General features: G+C 66.6%; 9 protein-coding genes. 8 read left to right on the top strand and 1 reads right to left on the bottom strand.

Annotated elements, in window-relative coordinates; translation table 11 throughout:
• The first annotated feature begins 188 nt into the window (after positions 1 to 188).
• Genes ACIPRS_RS06720 through ACIPRS_RS06710 form a run of 3 tightly spaced genes read left to right on the top strand, consistent with a single transcriptional unit; the run spans position 189 to position 2,919 of the window.
• Positions 189 to 1,166 (top strand): glucokinase, encoded by a 978-nt coding sequence (locus tag ACIPRS_RS06720; RefSeq protein ID WP_446537957.1) that lies wholly within the window; start codon positions 189 to 191, stop codon positions 1,164 to 1,166.
• The gene (locus ACIPRS_RS06715) at positions 1,163 to 2,173 is read left to right on the top strand and encodes a N(4)-(beta-N-acetylglucosaminyl)-L-asparaginase (RefSeq protein WP_446537956.1); all 1,011 of its coding nucleotides are present in this window, start codon (positions 1,163 to 1,165) and stop codon (positions 2,171 to 2,173) included. The genes ACIPRS_RS06720 and ACIPRS_RS06715 overlap by 4 nt, the downstream gene beginning before the upstream one ends.
• Positions 2,170 to 2,919 carry a copper homeostasis protein CutC gene (locus tag ACIPRS_RS06710; protein WP_446537955.1) on the top strand — a complete coding sequence of 250 codons (750 nt, stop codon included), beginning with the start codon at positions 2,170 to 2,172 and terminating at the stop codon, positions 2,917 to 2,919. The genes ACIPRS_RS06715 and ACIPRS_RS06710 overlap by 4 nt, the downstream gene beginning before the upstream one ends.
• Here ACIPRS_RS06710 and ACIPRS_RS06705 read toward each other — a convergent pair.
• Positions 2,916 to 5,270, bottom strand: a complete 2,355-nt coding sequence (locus ACIPRS_RS06705; RefSeq protein ID WP_446537954.1) for a GH92 family glycosyl hydrolase — start codon at positions 5,268 to 5,270, stop codon at positions 2,916 to 2,918. The genes ACIPRS_RS06710 and ACIPRS_RS06705 overlap by 4 nt on opposite strands.
• A gap of 454 nt (positions 5,271 to 5,724) precedes the next feature.
• Here ACIPRS_RS06705 and ACIPRS_RS06700 point away from each other — a divergent pair, with 454 nt between their 5' ends.
• From ACIPRS_RS06700 to ACIPRS_RS06680, 5 genes are all read left to right on the top strand, one after another.
• Positions 5,725 to 8,337, top strand: a complete 2,613-nt coding sequence (locus tag ACIPRS_RS06700) for a beta-mannosidase (RefSeq protein WP_446538017.1) — start codon at positions 5,725 to 5,727, stop codon at positions 8,335 to 8,337.
• On the top strand, positions 8,334 to 9,617 hold the full coding sequence (locus ACIPRS_RS06695) for an AGE family epimerase/isomerase (RefSeq protein ID WP_446537953.1): 1,284 nt from the start codon (positions 8,334 to 8,336) through the stop codon (positions 9,615 to 9,617). Before ACIPRS_RS06700 ends, ACIPRS_RS06695 begins: the two co-directional genes overlap by 4 nt.
• Complete coding sequence (locus tag ACIPRS_RS06690; RefSeq protein ID WP_446537952.1) at positions 9,610 to 12,969, top strand: GH92 family glycosyl hydrolase; 3,360 nt, start codon at positions 9,610 to 9,612, stop codon at positions 12,967 to 12,969. Before ACIPRS_RS06695 ends, ACIPRS_RS06690 begins: the two co-directional genes overlap by 8 nt.
• Before the next feature lie 345 nt (positions 12,970 to 13,314).
• Positions 13,315 to 16,401 carry a TonB-dependent receptor gene (locus ACIPRS_RS06685; protein WP_446537951.1) on the top strand — a complete coding sequence of 1,029 codons (3,087 nt, stop codon included), beginning with the start codon at positions 13,315 to 13,317 and terminating at the stop codon, positions 16,399 to 16,401.
• Between the two features lie 245 nt (positions 16,402 to 16,646).
• A complete protein-coding gene (locus ACIPRS_RS06680) occupies positions 16,647 to 19,070 on the top strand; it encodes a GH92 family glycosyl hydrolase (protein WP_446538016.1) in 2,424 nt (807 codons plus the stop codon).
• The last annotated feature ends 37 nt before the right edge of the window (positions 19,071 to 19,107 follow it).

Genomic DNA, 19,107 nt, shown 5'->3' with positions numbered 1-19,107 from the left:
CCTCCGATGAGGCGGCGATCCACGAGCCGGCCGTTGCGCGCAAGCATGTTTCCGGGCGGGTCCGGGCGCGGCCTTCCTTCCCTTTTGAAACGATCCAAATCGAACGTATAGTGCTGCGTCTCCACACGTGATCCCGGCGTCGGCCGAGTTTTCCCATGGGTTCTTCGCAGCACCGGATCGCTTGCCTCGTGGCCGACGTTGGGGGCACCCATGCCCGGTTGGGCTGGTGTACCGAGGGCGATCCGATCGATGTGCGGGACATGGCGATGTACCGCTGCGCGGAGCACGCGTCGCTTGCCGCCATCCTGGAAGACTACCTGCTGCGCCTCCACTCGACCCGGCCGGGCCTGCGGGTGGCGTCCGGTGTTGTCGCCATCGCCGGTTTTCTCGATGGCGACCGCCTGGTCAACGCCAACCTGCCGTGGAAGGTGTCCGTGCGGCGTACGGCGCAGGAAGCCCGGCTGGCGTCGCTGGAGGTGATCAACGATTTCGAAGCCGTCGCACGTGCCATCCCCGGCGTGCAGCGCAGCGCGCTGGTGGCACTGCTTGCGCAGGACGACCCCGGCATGCAGTCGCCGGCTCTCGTGCTGGGTCCGGGCACCGGGCTGGGCGCGGCGCTGTGCCTGGATGCACGGGGCCGTGAAGTGCTGCTGAGCGAAGCCGGCCACGCGGCGCTGGCCGCCCACACTGCCGTCGAACTGGACGTGCTGCAGCGCCTGTCGCGACGCTGGTCGCACGTGGACAACGAACGCGTGTTGTCCGGCAACGGATTGATGCATCTTTACGATGCGCTGGCCGATGTGCGCGGCGCCGTGCCGCGCTGGAAGCAGGTCGCACCGCTGGTGGAAGCCGCCCGTGGCGACGATGCGCTGGCGCGGGAAACGCTGGAGGTATTCTGCGGGTGGCTCGGCAGCCTGATCGGCGACCTGGTGCTCACCGTCGGCGCACGCCAGGCCTACCTGGCCGGCGGCGTGACCCGCCACATCGCGCCGTTCCTGCACCAGGGCGACTTTGCGCGGCGATATGCCGAAAAATTCACCGGCGCACGCACGCCACCACCGTTGTGGCGCATCGACCACGGGCAACTGGGCCTGGTGGGTGCCGCGATGCATGCACGCACGCATCGACCCGCGCGCGCCGAACCAGCACATGAGGAGCAGGCATGAACGGCAGAAGAAAATTCCTGGGCCAAGCGGCGTTGTCGGCCGGTGCGCTGGCCTTGTCCGGCCGGTTGGCGAGCCAGCCGGCGGGCAGCACGCCGATGGGCGCGCGCGTGGTGTCCACCTGGGATTTCGGCGTACAGGCCAATCAGCCGGCGTGGAAGATCCTGTCGGCGGGCGGTAGCGCACTGGATGCGGTGGAACAGGGCGCGCGCTGGGCCGAGACGGATCTGTGCAACCCCACGGTCGGGCGCTGCGGCAACCCCGATCGCGACGGCATCCTGACCCTGGATGCCAGCATCATGGATGGCGATGGCCGCTGTGGCGCGGTGGCGGCACTGGAGGACATCGACCACCCCATCAGCGTGGCGCGGCGCGTGATGGAGAAAACGCCGCACGTGATGCTGGTCGGCGATGGCGCGCAGCAGTTCGCGGTGGAACAGGGCTTCAGTAAACAACGCCTGCTGACGCCGCAGGCCGAACAGGCATGGCGCGAGTGGCGTGCACGCGCCGAGTACAAGCCCGAGATCAATGCCGAGCGCAGGCAGCGGCCGGGCGACCGCGACAACCACGACACGCTCGGCATGCTGGCGATCGACCGCCACGGACGCCTGGCGGGCGCCTGCACCACCAGCGGCATGGCGTGGAAGCTGCACGGTCGCGTGGGCGACAGCCCCATCATCGGTGCAGGCCTCTACGTGGACAATGAGGTCGGCGCGGCCACCGCTTCGGGCGTGGGCGAGGAAATGATCCGCAACGCGGCCAGCTTCCTGGTGGTGGAACTGATGCGGCAGGGCCGTTCGCCCATGGAGGCGTGCCGCGAGGCCATCGCGCGGGTGGTGCGCAAGCGCCCGGAAGCCAGCAAGGCGTTGCAGGTCTGTTTTCTGGCGTTGAACAAGCACGGTGAAGTGGGTGCATTCGCGCTGCACCAGGGCTTCGTCTACGCGGTCTGCGACGCGCAGCGGCAGGACGCATTGCTCGCCTCCGACGCCGTCTACGGTGAAGGCGCGTGAGTGCATCCCCGCCGCTGGCGCTGGAGATCGCTGCCGGCTCGCTGGGCTCCGCGCTGGCGGCGCAGGCGGCCGGTGCCGACCGGGTGGAACTGTGCGAAGGCCTGTCGTCCGGCGGCACCACGCCGTCCTACGGCACGCTGGCGCTCGCGCGCGAACGCGTGCGGATTCCGCTGTTCGTACTGGTGCGGCCACGTGCGGGCGATTTCCTTTACGACGCCCGCGAAGCCGACGTGATGCTGCGTGACATCGAGATGTGCGTGCGCCTAGGCTGCGACGGAGTGGTGATCGGCGCGCTGCAGGCCAATGGCGCCATCGACCTGCCGTTATGCGAACGACTTGTCGCCGCGGCGGGGTCGTTGCAGGTGACGTTCCACCGCGCCTTCGACGCGGCGCGTGACCTGGCGCAGGCGCTGGAACAGGTGATTGCCCTCGGGTGCCAGCGCGTGCTGACGTCCGGCGGGCAGGCCACGGCGATGGAGGCCGCTGACCGTATCGCCGCCCTGGTGCGTCAGGCCGCGGGCCGCGTGACCGTGATGCCGGGTGCCGGCATCGATGCCGGCAACGTCACCGCGCTGGCGATGCAGACCGGTGCACGCGAGTTCCATGCCTCGGCCAAGGCGACGCGCGTTTCCTCGATGGCGTTCCACAATCCGGCGTTGCAGGGACTGGCGCCGGACTGGTCGGAAACCGATCCGGCGCGCGTCAGCGCCCTGCGTGCGGCGCTCGGTGCCGTACGCCCTCGCTAGCGGGACATCGAGTACGGACGCTGGGTCGGATCGGTGGCCCAGGTGGTGTTCGGCTGCGCCTGCATCATGAAGCGCAGTTCGCCACCGGCGAGAATCTCGTCATGGGTCAGGTACGCGCGCGTCAGCGGTTTGCCGTTGAGGCTGGCGCTGCCCACGTAGGCATGCGCATCGTCCAGGCCATCGGCGATGATGGCGAAGCGCTTGCCATTCGGAAGATGCAGTGTCGCGCGTGGCAGGAACGGCCGGCCGATGATGTACTGGTTGCTGCCCGGCGTGACCGGATAGAACCCAAGTGCGGTGAACACGTACCACGCCGACATCTGGCCGAGGTCGTCATTGCCCGCCAGCCCGTCCGGTCGCGCCGCGTACTGCGTGGCCATGATGCGCTGCAACCGTGCCTGCGTGCGCCATGGCTGGCCCGCGTAGGCATACAGGTAGGCCACGTGGTGGCTGGGTTCGTTGCCGTGCGCGTACCAGCCGATCAGGCCGGTGATGTCCTCCATGTGCGCGAACACCGACGCATCCACCTTCGCATCGAACACCGCATCCAGGCGCGCCAGCAGCGCATCGTCGCCGCCTTGCGCCTCCGCCAGGCCCGCGACGTCCTGCGGCACGTACCATGAGTACTGCCACGCATTGCCTTCGGTGTAATCGGTGCCGTAGCCACTGGCGCTGGGGTCGAACGGCGTGCGGAAACTGCCATCGCGCTTGCGCGCACGCATGAAGCCGGTGTCGGCGTCGAACGCATGCTTCCAGTTGGCGGCGCGCTTGTCGAACGTTGCGGCGACATCGGCCTTGCCCATCGCACGCGCCATCTGTGCCACGGTCCAGTCGTCGAAGGCGTATTCCAGCGTCTTGCTGGCTGCTTCGCCTTCCTCGTCGATGGGCACGTAGCCCAGCTCGCGGTACTGCGCGATGCCGTCGTACGGCCCGTAGTTGGCGCTGGCCACCATCGCCTGCAACGCTTCCTCGGCGTCGTAGCCGCGGATGCCTTTCATGTACGCATCGGCGATCACCGGCACCGCGTGGTAACCGATCATGCACCACGTTTCCTGCCCATGGAACGACCATACCGGCAGCACGCCGTACGGGCTCTCGCGACGCGCGGCCAGCAGCGAATTGACGAAGTCGTTCGTGCGCTGCGGCGGTTGCACCAGTGTGGCCAGCGGATGCAGGGCGCGATAGGTGTCCCATAGCGAGAAGGTCGAGTAGTTTGTCCAGCCTTTCGCCTGGTGCACGGCATTGTCGGGGCCGCGGTACCGCCCGTCGCTGTCCATGAACAGCGTCGGGCCGAGCAGCGTGTGGTACAGCGCGGTGTAGAAGCGGGTGCGCTGCGCCGGGTCGCCCTGGGCATCCACTGCGCCCAGTGCTTCGCTCCATTGCTGTTTGGCGGACGCGCGCATGCCGTCGAAATCCCAGCCGGGCGATTCGGCATCGAGGTTGGCGATGGCGTTGTCTTCGCTGACCGGCGAAATGGCCACTTTCACCAGCACGGGTTTGCCGGCGCCCGGGGCTAGGTCGAATGCCGCAACCAGCTGCCGGCCTTCGATCTGCGCGCGTTGGCGTGGGTCTTTCTCGCCGGGCGGCGGAAACCCCTTGTACGGGATGTCCTGTTCGGTGTTGTGCAGCGCATGGCCGGTGACCGGCTGCGAGAAGCGCAGGGCGAAATACACCTGGCGGCCCGGCGCCCAGCCGCGCGTTTCACGGAAGCCGGTGACCGTGCCGTCGGCGCGCACGCGCACGCGCGACCACGACACCTTGCCGGGGTAGTCGTACATGCTGGTGCGCAGGTCCAGCACCACATGCGCGGGCTTGCCGGCGGGGAAGTGGTAGCGATGCATGCCCACGCGCGCGCTCGCGGTGAGTTCGGTGCGCACGTCGTAGTCGTCCAGGGTGACGGCGTAGTAGCCGGGCTGGGCGGTTTCGGTGGCGTGGCGGAAGCGCGAGGTATAGCCGCTGCCGGGTTTGTCGGGGTCGCCGCGTTCGAGCTTCAGCTCGCCGGTGGTGGGCATCAGCAGCAGGTCGCCCAGGTCGGAATGACCGGTGCCGGAAAAATGCGTGTGCGAGAAGCCGACGATGGTGGTGTCGTCGTAGCGGTAGCCGGCGGCCCAGCCATAACCGTCCTTGCGTGGCTGGATACGGGTGTCGGGCGACAGCTGCACCATGCCGTACGGAACAGTAGCGCCGGGGTAGGTATGGCCTTCACCCCCCGTCCCGATGAAGGGATCCACCGCCTTGTACGCGGCCTCGCCGATGTCTGCCGATGCCGCCCACGCGCTTCCCGCCACCGTCATCGCGCACGCTGCGAAACCCGCCAGCATCAAGACCTTCGTCGCGTACCGCGTGTTCATCCTGCACCCTTTTGGATCGGTCGAATTCGGCGAAGCTAGCACACGCCCGCGAGACCGGTCACTCGGGCTCCCCGTGGTCGGCGGCGTGAACGCGCCGCGCGCCGGACAAGGGTGCCGATCGCTTCCTGCTGCGCAGCAGCATGCGTCGTCGCGCCCGGCATGCTACATCTTAGCTGCGCAATTGGATCGATCCAACTAGGGCTTATTCGCACGGAAATGCCATCGGCGCCGCACGCGCGCCATGGTCAGCCGTCGGAATTCCGGAACGTCGTTCACCGGAAGGCCCCGCGTGTGCGGGTAGCCGCGCAGGTGTCGAACAATGCACGCATCGATCATCAACCGGGGAGTCCACATGCCGCACTTCATCACGCACCACACGGGCCGCATCCTGTGTCGCGGATGGCAGGTGCATGTGCTCTTCGTGCTTGCGCTGGTCGCAGGGGCCGTCCCCGCCATGGCGCAGGCGGCAAGCGAACGCACGCTGGAGGGCGGCTGGGAATTCCGGCAACTGACCGATGGCAAGGTCGCGCCCGGCGCCGGTCCCGCACAGGCACGACAATGGCATCGCGCCACGACGCCCGGCACCGTGCACACCGACCTGCTCGCTAACGGCCTCATTGCAGATCCCTACAAAGGTGCACCGGAGGCCGGCCTGCAATGGATCGGCCTCGCCGACTGGGAATACCGGACGAACTTCGACGTCTCCCGCGACACACGTGATGCCGTGCGCAGCGACCTGGTGTTCGAAGGACTGGATACCTTCGCCGAGGTCTTCCTCAATGGCGAGAAGGTGCTCGACGCCGACAACGCGTTCCGGACATGGCGCGTGCCCGTCCATGGCCGGCTGCGCGCGGGCAGGAACGAACTGCGCGTGATCCTGCGCTCGCCGATCGCGAAGCTGCTGCCCCAGGTGCAGGCGATGCCGCACCGGATCGCCGGCAACTATCCCTCGCCCTACGGCGACGAACCGAAGGACGCGATGACCGCGAACTTCGTGCGCAAACCGGGTTACCACTACGGTTGGGACTGGGGGCCGCGCTATGTCACGGCGGGCATCTCGAAGCCGGTGCGCCTGCAAAGCTGGGACCGCGCGCGGATCGACGATCTGCAGCTGCGGCAGGACCATGTGACGGAAGCGCGCGCGGACGTGACCGCGGTGGCGACAATCGACGCCGTACGCGCCGGCCGCTACCTCGCGCGCCTGTGGTGGACCGCGCCCGATGGCGAACGCGTGCTCGCGGCGACCCAACGCGTGTCGCTGGCGGCCGGCGTCAATCGCATCTCGCAGGCGATCCGCATCGAAAAGCCGCAGCGGTGGTTTCCGGTGGGCTACGGAGCACAGCCACTGTACCGCTTCGAGCAGGAACTGCTTGACGGCACGGAGGTCATCGACGCGCGGGGCGAACGGACCGGCCTGCGCAGTGTGGTGCTGCGCCGCGACCCGGATGCGCAGGGCAGGGGGTTCGCCTTCAACGTCAATGGCATCGCAATCTTCGCCAAGGGCGCCAACGCGATCCCGTTCGACATGTTCCAGCCGAGGGTGACCACCGCGCAGCTGCGGCGCGTGCTGCAGTCGGCAGTCGATGCGAACATGAACATGATCCGCAGTTGGGGCGGTGGCTACTACGAAAGCGATGCGTTCTTCGACATCGCGGACGAACTCGGCCTGCTGGTCTGGCAGGACTTCATGTTCGGCGGCGGCATGCAGCCCGCCTATGACCCCGCGTTCCGCGCCAACGTGGTGGCGGAGGCGCGCGACCAGGTGCAGCGGCTGCGCAATCATCCCAGCATCGTGTTGTGGTGCGGCAACAACGAGGAAGAGATCGCCTGGAAATACTGGGGCCACGGCAAGACACTGAAGGAAGCCGATCCGGTGTTCGCGCAACGCATCTGGGAAGGCTACGCGCACCTGTTCGGTCATGACCTGCGCAAGGTCGTGGAGGAGGAGGCCGGCGGCATCGCCTACTGGCCAAGCTCGCCCAGCGACGACATGGCCGAGGTGGCGAACACGCCGGCCAGCGGCGACATGCACTACTGGGAGGTCTGGGGCAATCCGGCGCGCCCGCCCTCGGCCTACCTGGACGTGACGCCGCGCTTCGTGTCCGAGTACGGCCTGCAGGCGTGGCCCGTGCAGCGCACGATCGATCATTTTGCGGCGCGCGATGAACAGCGTGTCGATGCGCCGGTGATCGAGGCCCACCAGAAGTTCATGGCCGGCAAGGGCAACGAGCGTCTGCTGCACTACGTGCGGATGGAGTTCGGCGAGCCGCGCGACTTCGCGGACTTCGTCTACCTGAGCCAGGTGATGCAGGCCGAAGGCATCGGGTTGGCGGCGCGGCACCATCGCGCCAGCCGGCCGTACACGATGGGTTCGCTGTACTGGCAGCTCAACGATGTGTGGCCCGGCGCTTCGTGGTCGGGCATCGACTGGTTCGGGCGCTGGAAGGCGCTGCAGTTCCATGCGCGCCGGTTCTTCGCGCCGGTCACCGTCGCTGCCCTGCGCAAGGAAGGACAAACCACCGTCAGCATCGTCTCCGACCGGACCACGCCGCGTGGCGGCACGCTGCGCCTGCGCGTCATGACGCTGCAGGGGCGAGTGTTGCGGGATGAGACGCGACGCGTCGAGATCGCGCCGCTGTCGGCGTCGCGCATCGCCACCTACGATGATGCAGAGCTGTTCGGTGGCGCGCCGCCATCGTCGACGGTCGCGGTGTTCGATCTGGCCGCCGACGGCGAACCCGCCGCGCGCGAGGTCGTCTATCCCGCGGCGGCCAAGGACATGCAGTGGCCCGATCCCCGCCTGCAAACCCACCTGCGCCAGGAAGGCGACCATCACGTGCTCGATATCACCGCCGCGGCGCTGGCCCGCGCGGTGTGGGTCGACTTCGGCCAGGTCGACGCCGACCTGTCCGACAACGCGCTGATCCTGCTTCCCGGCGAACGCATCTCGCTGCATGTGGCCTCCGATGCGGATCCCGACACCCTGCGCAGCGCCCTGCGGATACGTTCGCTGGCCGATGCGCTTCCCTCCGATTCCCCCATTCCCCGGAGCATGCCGACGCCATGACGCAGTCCGTTTCCGTGCACGACGACTTCCGCAGCGAAACCTTCCTGCGCGACCACATCCGCAGGACGATGGCGTTCTACCATCCCCGCTGCATCGATCCGGCAGGCGGTTTTTTCCACTACTTCAAGGACGACGGGCGCGTCTACGACGCTTCCCATCGCCATCTGGTCAGCAGCACCCGGTTCGTCTTCAACTACGCCACCGCGGCCCGCGAGTTCGGCGAGGAAGATCCTGCGCTGCGCGATGCGTACATGAAGGCCGTGCGTCACGGGCTTGCCTTCCTGCGCGAACGGCACCTCGATCCACAGAGTGGCGGTTACTTCTGGACGCTGCGCGACGGCGTGCCGGAAGACACCACGCAGCACTGCTACGGCGCCGCCTTCGTCCTGCTGGCGTACTCCATTGCGCTGCGCGCAGGCGTGGAAGAGTGCCGAACCTGGATGGACGCCCATTGGGACCTGCTGGAAACGCGCTACTGGGAGCCGGAGTACGGCCTGTACCGTGACGAAGCCACGCGCGACTGGCAGTTCAGCCCCTACCGCGGACAGAACGCCAACATGCACATGTGCGAAGCCATGCTGGCCGCGTACGAGGCCAGCCGCGAGCGTCGCTACCTGGAGCGCGCGCTGCAGCTGGCCGACCATATGACCCGGCGCCAGGCGGCCCAGAGCGAAGGCCTGGTCTGGGAGCACTACGACGCGAACTGGCAGGTCGACACCGACTACCATCGCGACGATCCCCGGCATCTGTTCCGTCCGTGGGGTTTCCAGCCCGGGCACCAGACCGAATGGGCCAAGCTGCTGCTGATCCTGGATGGCCATCTGCGCGACGCAGGCGCGACGGCCGCCGACTGGCTGGTGCCGCGTGCCGCGGAGCTGTTCGACCGCTCGATGGAAGCATCATGGGATCCTGAGTTCGGCGGACTGGTCTACGGCTTCGCCCCGGAGTCGCTGCGCAAGGACATCGCGGGTCCATCGCTGTCCGATGGCCGCCATTTCATCTGCGACGACGACAAGTACTTCTGGGTACAGGCCGAATCGCTCGCCTGTGCGGCGCGATTGGCCAGCGCCACCGGCGAGGCGCGCTACTGGGCGTGGTACGACCGGCTGTGGGACTACGCCTGGCGGCACATGATCGACCATCAGCATGGTGCGTGGTTCCGCATCCTCGATCGCGAGAACCGCAAGTACGACGACGACAAGAGTCCCGCCGGAAAAACCGACTACCACACCATGGGGGCTTGCCATGACGTCCTGTCAGTGTTGCGCCGCGATGTCTGACGCCGCCCGCCGCCGTGGTGCATCCGCAAGCGTCCTTGCCACCCTGCTGCTCCTGGCTTCCGGCGCCGCAGGCGCGCGCGAGGCGCAGTTTTCGACATCGTTCGAACCTGGCCAGCCCGCCCCCGTGCTGACGGAAGCAGGCGGCGTCCGCACGGCCGTGGGCAACGGACCCGACCAACCGTACGCGGCAAAGCGCGGCATGGGTTACAGCGGGATGCATGCGTTGAAATACAGCGGCGACGTGGCAGGTCGTGCGCATCTCTACACCGTCGATATCGGAATCGGCACGGACACGACCCTGTCGTGGATGGTGTTGCCCGAGATCGTCGAAGGCGATGTCTCCACGTCCACGGGCGTTTCGCTAGACCTGGTGCTCGACGACGGCACGCGGCTGACCGATGCCGGCGCGCGTGATCAGCAAGGAGCCGCCATTGGTGCGACCGGCCAGGCGGCTTCCATGACGCTGTATCCCCAGCAGTGGGCACGGAAGCAGGTCCACCTGGGCGACCTGCCTGCCTTGCACGGGCGACGCATCAAGGCCATCGAGCTGGAGCTGCAGCCAGGCTCGCGCGCTGGCGCGAGCGGCTGGATCGACGACATCGCCATCGAAGAGGCGCCACGCATGTCGGCGCGGCGCCCCAGCGACCTGGTGCTGACCAACCGCGGCACGCAGTCCAACAGTACGTTCTCTCGCGGCAACAACATCCCCGCGACCGCGATGCCGCATGGCTTCAATTTCTGGGTACCCGTCACCGATGCGGGCACGCTGGCATGGCTCTATCGCTGGAGCGAGCACAACGGTGCCGACAACCGGCCGCGCCTGCAGGCGCTGTCCATCAGCCACCAACCCAGCCCGTGGATGGGCGACCGCCAGACCTTCCAGGTGATGCCGTCCTCCACGCGCGGCGTGCCCGAAGCCGACCGGGAGCGCCGGGCGCTGTCGTTCTCGCACGAGAACGAGCTCGCCAGGGCGCACACCTACCGCGTCGACTTCGACAACGGCATCCGGGCCGAGATCGCGCCGACCGAGCGCGCGGCGATCTTCCGGTTCCGGTTCCCGCAAGGCGGGGACGCGAATCTCCTGTTCGACAACGTCGATGCGCGCGCCGGCCTGACGCTGGATTCCCGCACGCAGACACTCCACGGCTACACCGAGACCCGCAGCGGCCTGTCGAATGGCGCCACCCGGATGTTCGTCTACGCGACGTTCGACCGGCCGTGGGCCGGCAGCGGTGCGATCGAGACCGGACGCCCCACGCACTACATCAAGTTCGCGCGTGGCGGCGGCGATGAAGTGAACATGCGCATCGCCACGTCGCTGATCTCGGTGGAACAGGCGCGGCGCAACCTGGAACAGGAGATCGGGGCCGAGGGTTTCGACACCGTGCGTGAGCGTGCGCAGACAGCATGGGATGCGCTGCTCGGTCGGGTGAAGGTAGACGGCGCGAGCGAAGACCAACTGACGACGGTCTATTCCAATCTCTACCGCCTGTTCCTGTATCCGAACATCGCGCACGAGAACGTGGGCAGCGTCGAGCGTCCCGACTGGCGGCACGCCGACCAGAACAGCTGGTCGAAGGACCATGCCGGCGGCGACCCGCTGCGCACCTCCGCATCCATCAAGGCCGGCAGCATCTACGTCAACAATGGCTTCTGGGACACATTCCGCACCAGTTGGCCCGCGTACGCGCTGTTCGCCCCCGGGCGCGCCGGCGAGATGATCGACGGCTTCCTGCAGCAGTACCGCGATGGCGGCTGGATCGCCCGCTGGTCGTCGCCGGGCTATGCGGACCTGATGGTCGGCACCAGCTCCGACGTCGCGTTCACGGACGCGTGGCTCAAGGGCGTGCGTGGCTTCGACGCCGATGAAGCCTACGAGGCCGCACTGCGCAACGCCACCGTCGTTGCGCCCGTGTCCAATGTCGGGCGCAAGGGTCTGGTGCACTCGATGTATCGCGGCTACGCGGACAACACCGTGCACGAGGGACTGTCCTGGACCCTCGAGGGCGCGATCAACGACTTCGGTCTGGCCCAGTTCGGCCAGGCACTGGCCGCCGATGAAGGCGATCCTGCGCGCGCGCAGCGCTATCGCGAGGAGGCCGAGTACTTCCAGGCCCGCGCCACAGACTATGCCCATCTGTTCGACCCTGCGACCCGGTTCTTCCGCGGGCGCGATGCGAAGGGCGCGTGGGGGCAGTCGGCGGCGGACTTCGATCCACGCGTGTGGGGGGGCGACTATACCGAGGCCAATGCATGGACCTTCGCGTTCACCGTGCCGCACGACGCCGCGGGGCTGGCAACGCTGCTGGGCGGAGAGAAGGCGCTGGCGGATCGGCTGGACGAATTCTTCGCCACGCCGGAAACCGCAGGCCGCGAGTTCGCAGGCACCTACGGCAATGTCATCCACGAGATGACCGAAGCGCGTGACGTGCGGATGGGCATGTACGCGCACAGCAACCAGCCCTCGCACCACATTCCCTGGATGTATGCCGCCGCCGGCCAGCCCTGGAAGACGCAGCGCATCACCCGCGACGTGCTGCGCCGGCTGTATCTGGGAAGCGAGATCGGCCAGGGTTATCCCGGCGATGAAGACAACGGCGAGATGTCGGCGTGGTACCTGTTCGGCATGATGGGGCTGTATCCGCTGCGGATGGGGGCGCCGGAGTACGTGATCGGCTCGCCCGCGTTCAAGCGTGTCGACGTGCGGCTCGAGAATGGGCGCACGCTTACCGTCATTGCCCATGGCAACGACGACCGCAACGTCTATGTGCAGTCGCTGAAGCTCAATGGTCGCCCGTGGGACCGCGCCTGGCTCCGGCATGAGGACATCGCCAACGGCGGCGTCCTGGAATTCGTCATGGGCAGCACGCCGTCCAAGTGGGGAAGCGGGGCCGACGCGCTTCCTCCCTCGATGACCGCGGCTGGTACGGCGCCTGCGGGCCTGACGGATGCGTCGCGCAACGCGGAGGTCATCGCGCTGGCCGGGAAAGCATCGCCGCGATTGTTCGACGACGATGCCGCCACTTCGCTGCCATTGCCCGCGCAGGCGGCGGTCGATGTCCGGTTCCGTGCGGCGATCCGCGTGAGTCACTACACCATCACCAGTGGCGGCGCGCCGTTGGCGGGGTTGGCCTGGGCGCTGCAGGGACGCAACGGAGCAGGTTCATGGACGACGCTGGACGAACGTGATGCCGAGGACTTCAAGTGGGCGCGGCAGCTTCGGCCATTCCGCATCGGCAAGCCCGGGGACTACCGGGAGTACCGGCTGCAGTTCACGAACGGTGCGGTGATCGACGTTGCGGAGCTGGAACTGCTGACGCCGACCAAGGTCCTGAGCGTATCCGGGCGATAGGGTGGTCACCGTCCCCTGTCGCGCACCGATGAGGGACGGAAAGGGCGCAGTGCCAGCGTCGTGCATGGGCGCCCTGCATGCGCTATCCACGAGGTGGAACAGGATGTTGCGCGGCAGCATGCATGCGCTGAAACATTATGGTAATTATTCGCGCGGCGGAATTAGAACGATCTAATTCCGGGATTACTGGCAGCTGGGAAGGGGAGGCGCAGCGGAAGGGTGCGCTTGCCGGTTTGTGTGGACGTACTGCCTTCCATTGAAAACAGATTCATCGCAGCAGAAATTTGGATCGATCCAAACAATCTTGCGTCAGCAGCTAATCAATCTTGGGAGAGGGTGATTGAAATGAAAGGCACGCCACACGTACGCATCCGCAATTCTCTATCCACCGCCATCGCCGTCGCGCTGGCCACCGCCGTACTGCCGGGCATCGCGCTCGCGCAACAGGCGACGGCGGAGCAGGGTGGTTCCGCCGCCACGGACCTGGACAAGGTCACCGTCACCGGCTACCGCTACTCGATCGAGCAGAGCCTGGACCAGAAGCGCAACGCGAACGCCATCGTCGAGGTGATCACTGCCGAGGATGTCGGCAAGTTCCCCGACAAGAACGTGGCCGACGCGCTGCAGCGCGTGCCGGGCGTGATCGTCAGCCGCGACGGCGGCGAGGGCAAGAACGTCAGCGTCCGTGGCCTGTCTTCGGAACTGGTTCTGACCCAATTGAACGGCAACTACATCGCCAGCGCCGAATCCAATGGCGACCCGACCCGTTCGTTCAACTACACGCTGCTGCCGTCGAACATGCTGGGCAGTGCCGAGCTGTTCAAGACGCCGGAAGCGCGCATCGACGAAGGCGGCATCGGCGGCACCGTGATCCTGCACACCCGCCGTCCGCTGGAACTGGAGCCGAATTCCGGCTTCGCCTCCATCGAAGGCACCTGGGCCGACACCACCAAGAAGACCGACGGGCAATTCTCCGGTTCGTATTCCTGGCACGACAAGGATGACCGCTTCGGCGTCTTTGTCGGTTACACGCAGCAGAAGCGCACCACGCGCACGATGGGCGCCAGCACCGAGGGCTGGCAGTGGTACGGCCGCGACGAAGGCGGAACCGCCGTCGATGTCAATGGACAACCCTCCGACTTCAACTCGAACTGGTGGGGCGGCACGGGCTTCTGGGACCAGAACGGCAACTATTACACCGGCTTCATGATGCCGACCTCGGTCAACCTCAACGTCAAGGAAGAGGAGCGCGAGCGCAAGGGCGGCCAGCTGACCTTGCAGTTCAAACCCACCGACAACCTGACCCTGACAGCGAACTATTTCCGCTTCGACCTGTCGCAGAACTCGCAGACCAATACGCTCAAGGTTCCGGAATGGAACATCGCGCGTTACTTCGGTGACGGCAACTGGCGCGGTGGCCGCCTGCTCGACGGGCTGAGCTTCGATCCGAGCGGCACGATCGTCACTGGCGCGGATTACAGCCTGCATCCCGGCAAGACGTACTACTGCAGCGAGGCCGAAGCGGCCGCAGCCGGCATGGCGCCGGGCGGCTGGGGTTCGGACGACTGCACCGTGCCGACGCCGCAGATCACCGGCAGCTACAACATCGAGAAGTCGCTGTCGCAGACCGTCGATTTCGGTGGCGAATGGCGCGGTGAGAAGCTGGACATCAGCTTCAAGGGCGGCCGCACTTGGGCCGAGGGTGGTCCGGAACTGCAGTTCGCGGTGCCGCTCAAGCCGCGCCGCCAGAACGCGGACGGCAGCTGGACGAACGGCAACTTCGCCAGTTCGTGGAATCTGACCGGCACGCCGACGATGACGTTCTCGCCGGAACTGATGCAGAACCTGCAGAACGGCATCCTGCAGGTCGACCTCGGCTCGACCGGCTCATCCTGGACCCGGAACGACACCGAGCAGAAGTATGCGCAGGCCGACGGCACGTGGCACCTCGACGGCGACTTCTTCGAATCGCTCCAGTTCGGCGTCAAGGGCCGCGACGGCGGCATCCATCGCAGCACCGGCAACAGCTACTGGGTGTGCCCGGGCACCGATCCGAGCGACTACAACAATCGCTACTGGAATGGCCGCTGCAACGATGTCGCCACCCAGTTCTCGCCGAGTTTCCTGCGTTCTCTGGGCAACCTGGCCGGCGGTATCGACGCCAGCGCTTACCCGGCGATCAACTATCCGGCATACATCGCCTATCTGAACAGCACATACGGTCCGATGCTGACCCGCGAGGAAGACAACTTCGTCTACAACGTTGACGAGAAGATCTACTCGACCTATCTGCAGGCCAACTTCCGCACCGATCGCCTGCGCGGAAATGTGGGCGTGCGCATCGCGCGCACCAAGCAGCATGCCGATTCCACGGACAAGGTCACTTCGTACAACGATTACTTCTTCGATGGTGCCGATGGCAATCCTCTGGCATGCCAACAAGGCGCTGCGGCACCCACTGGCGCGCCAGCCGACACATACTGCGGCACCGAAGGGTACTGGAGGCTTTCGGACAGCCAGCAACGAGCCGAATCGTTCGTCGTCAGCGCGCTCGACCGCAACTACACCGATGTACTGCCGAGCTTCAACCTCGCCTACGATCTGACCGATAACCTGGTGTTGCGCGCAGCGGCGTCCAAGGTGATCTCGCGTCCGAGCTACAGCGACATCGCTGCTCCCGGCAGTCTTGAGTACTTCAGCCCCGAGTATGTGGCCGATCGGCGCTTGACGGGTGGCGCAGGCGAGCAGGGTTGGTACGGTTCTGGCAGCAACAAGAATCTGGAACCCTACAAGGCGACCCAGTTCGACCTGGGCCTGGAATGGTACTTCCAGCCGGGTTCGGTCGCCGGCGTGGGCCTGTTCCGCAAGAACGTCAAGAACTTCGCGGTGGGCGTGATCAACGACGTGGACATGATCGTCGATGGCCAGACCGTGACGGTGCAGAACTACAGCACCCAGGCCGGCGGTCGCGATGCGGTTTCGCAGGGCGTCGAACTGTATGCGCAGCACACGCTGGATTTCGGCCTCGGCTTCCAGTTCAACTACACCTACAACGACGCCAGCGAGGCGGCCGTGACCCTCGAAGACGGCACCGAACTCGGCAAGACCTCGATGCCGGGCAGTGCCAAGAACCAGACCAACTTCACCGTGTTCTACGAAGCGCAGAAGCTGTTGCTGCGTGCCTCGTACAATCGGCGTGGCGAAGTGGTGCAAGGACTGGTCAACGGGCTGAACGTCTACGAAGAGCCGTACTACCAGATCGATCTGAACGCGGCATACAGCTTCACGCCCGCACTCAGCATCAGCGCGTCGGTGCTGAACCTGACCGAGGAAGAGACACGCTCGCATCTGGGCAACGACACCAAGGATCGCTTCTACACCAATGGTTATGCCGGCCGCGTCGCCTACCTGGGCCTGACCTACAAGTTCTGAGGACGTGTCCCCTGTTCGCCCCTTGCCTTCTCTCCCGCCTGGCGACAGGCGGCTTGGGGCCGACGGCCCGGCTACGGCCGGGCCACTTTTCCATTCATCGTGGCGGGCATGGACGCTGCCACATCCGGTGAGGCCCGCACGATGCCAGCTCCCGTCGTCGTCGTGCAGATGCTGCTCCCCGCCCGTGCCACCCTTGCAGACCCACGACGACCAGTGACCGCATGAAAGACATGACGATCAACGCGATGTTCCGCTCGCTGTTCCTGCTCCTGGCAACGACCACATGGGCGGCCGAAGCGGCGCCGCGAAGCCTGGCCGAAGAGGTCAACACCTTCATCGGCAGCAAGGACGACGGCAACACGTTTCCTGGAGCGTCCGCGCCTTTCGGCCAGATCCAGGTCAGCCCCATCGGTTCGCACTACTCGGGTTGGCGCTACGACGACCCGCAGATCCGCGGCTTCGGCCACTCCTTCGTTTCCGGCGCGGGCTGCTGGGAGCAAGGGGGACAGGTATCGGTGCTTCCGGTCACCGGGCGCATCGGTCCGGGCGGCGAATTCGACACGGCCGACGCCAAGACGTTCGACCACAAGCGCTACGGTTCGCGCTACCGGCATGACGGCGAGAACGGCCAGGCGGGCTACTACAAAGTGCGGCTGACCGACTACGGCGGCATCGATGCCGAGACGACCGCACTGACCCGCGCCGCCGCCGAACGCTACACCTTTTCCAGCCGCGGCGAGGGCCACGTGCTGGTCAACGTGGGGCAGGCCAATGAACGCCATGCAGTGACCGGCAGTGCCATCAATGTCGTGGGCGACCGCGTGCTGGAAGGCAAGCTGGTCACCAAGAGTTTCTGCGGTGGTCATCAGTACACCACCTGGTTCCGCCTGGAATTCGATCGCCCGTTCAAGGCGTTCGGTACCTGGGGCGAAGCCGGAGGCGTAGTGAATGCGCGCCACAGCATGGAAGGCGAGGGCAAGCCCAACGGGGCATGGCTGACCTTCGACCTGGAAGGCAATTCTTCGGTCACGGCCGTCTCGGCCATTTCCCATGTCGATGCGGACGGTGCGCGCAACAACCTGCGCAGCGAAGGCATGCAGGGCGGACGGCTGCTCGGCTTCGACGCCATGCGCACGCGCGCGCAGTCGGTGTGGAACAAGGAACTGGCCAGTGTGCGTGTGCATGGCGGCAGTACCGACGACCGTGCCGTGTTCTACACCGCGCTGTACCACGCGCTGCTGCAGCCGTTGACCGGCAGCGATGCCGACGGCCGCTATCGCGGCTACGACGACCGCATCCACCGTGCCGATGGCTGGACCTACTACGAGTACTACTCGCTGTGGGACACCTACCGCTCGCAGAACCAGCTGGTGGCATTGCTGCGACCGCAGCGCGCCGCCGACATCGGCCGGTCGTTGCTGGCCATACGCGAGCAGGGCGGCTGGCTGCCGCGCTGGGGTTACGCCAGTTTCGAGACCAACATCATGACCGGCGATCCGGTGACGCCGTTCCTCGTCGATCTGTGGCGTTTGGGTGCGATGAAGGGGCGCGAGGCGGATGCGTATGCGGCGCTGCGCGAGAACGCATTCGGCGTGCCGCCGTTGAACTCGCGGCATGCCGGCCGTTCCGGCAATCCCCACTATCTCGAGCACGGCTTCGTGCAGTACGACCGCGCTTTCCCATCCAAGGGCATGGACGTGGATCCGCACCATGGCGGTTCGGCGACACTGGAATACGCGCTGGCCGATTGCTCCCTCTCGTTGATGGCCGATGCGTTGGGGCATGGCGATGACGCTGCCGTGCTCAAGCGGCGGGGCCGCAACTGGCGCACGCTCTGGGATGCCGACATCCGCGACGAGGAAGCCGGGTTCAGCGGCTTTCCGCGTCCGCGCACCGAGGACGGCCAGTGGTACACGCCGGCGGACGGCCGCTATGGCCCGCGCTCGCACCATGGCTTCCACGAGGGCACGGCCTGGCAGTACCAGTGGTTGGCACAGCAGGACGTCCCGGGCCTGGTCGAGGCGATGCACGGGCGCGACCAGGCGGCCCGGCGCCTGGATACGTTCTTTGCCTACGATGCGCTGCTGGCCGATCCCGCCGGGGCTGCACGCAAGGCATGGGTGGTGGGGCCTTACAGCTACTACAACCAGTTCCGCTACAACCCCAACAACGAACCCGACCTGCACGCGCCGTGGATGTACACGCTGATCGGCCAGCCGTGGAAGACCGCCACGGTGCTGCATGCGGCGCAGCGGCTGTTCACCAATGCGCCCAATGGCGTCACCGGCAACGATGACCTGGGCACGATGTCGGCGTGGTACCTCTTCAGTGCCATGGGCCTGTATCCGGTGGTGCCGGGCACGGGCCAGTTCGTGCTGCATCCTCCGCGTTTCGCGCGCATCGACATCGATCTGGGGCAGGGCCGCACGCTGCGCATCGACGCGCCGCAGGCGGACGGCGACAAGCTGCAGTACATCGGCAACGTGTCGTTGCGGGGGCGTGCGCATCCGTCCGTGTGGGTGGATTGGGAAGACCTGCAGCAGGGCGGTCGCCTGCACGTGGAACTGACCGGCACGCCGCCGCAGCAGGGCTGGGGTACGCGGCCGGACGACCTGCCCGCATCGCCCTGCGCCGCGGGTCCGGCCACACTGCCCGGGGCGGGTCGATGAGTCTTCCTGCCGCTCTGGCGAGCGTGCCGGTGCAATG

This window comes from Pseudoxanthomonas sp. LARHCG66 (assembly GCF_052871755.1).
Note: the sequence above shows the minus strand (reverse complement) of the source record. Positions and strands in the feature narration are given on the sequence as shown.

Coding starts and splice junctions, on each gene's coding strand:
- ACIPRS_RS06700 (WP_446538017.1), top strand. CDS start 5,725: ATGGCGCAGGCGGCAAGCGAACGCACGCTGGAGGGCGGCTGGGAATTC.
- ACIPRS_RS06680 (WP_446538016.1), top strand. CDS start 16,647: ATGTTCCGCTCGCTGTTCCTGCTCCTGGCAACGACCACATGGGCGGCC.
- ACIPRS_RS06685 (WP_446537951.1), top strand. CDS start 13,315: ATGAAAGGCACGCCACACGTACGCATCCGCAATTCTCTATCCACCGCC.
- ACIPRS_RS06705 (WP_446537954.1), bottom strand. CDS start 5,270: ATGAACACGCGGTACGCGACGAAGGTCTTGATGCTGGCGGGTTTCGCA.
- ACIPRS_RS06695 (WP_446537953.1), top strand. CDS start 8,334: ATGACGCAGTCCGTTTCCGTGCACGACGACTTCCGCAGCGAAACCTTC.
- ACIPRS_RS06715 (WP_446537956.1), top strand. CDS start 1,163: ATGAACGGCAGAAGAAAATTCCTGGGCCAAGCGGCGTTGTCGGCCGGT.
- ACIPRS_RS06690 (WP_446537952.1), top strand. CDS start 9,610: ATGTCTGACGCCGCCCGCCGCCGTGGTGCATCCGCAAGCGTCCTTGCC.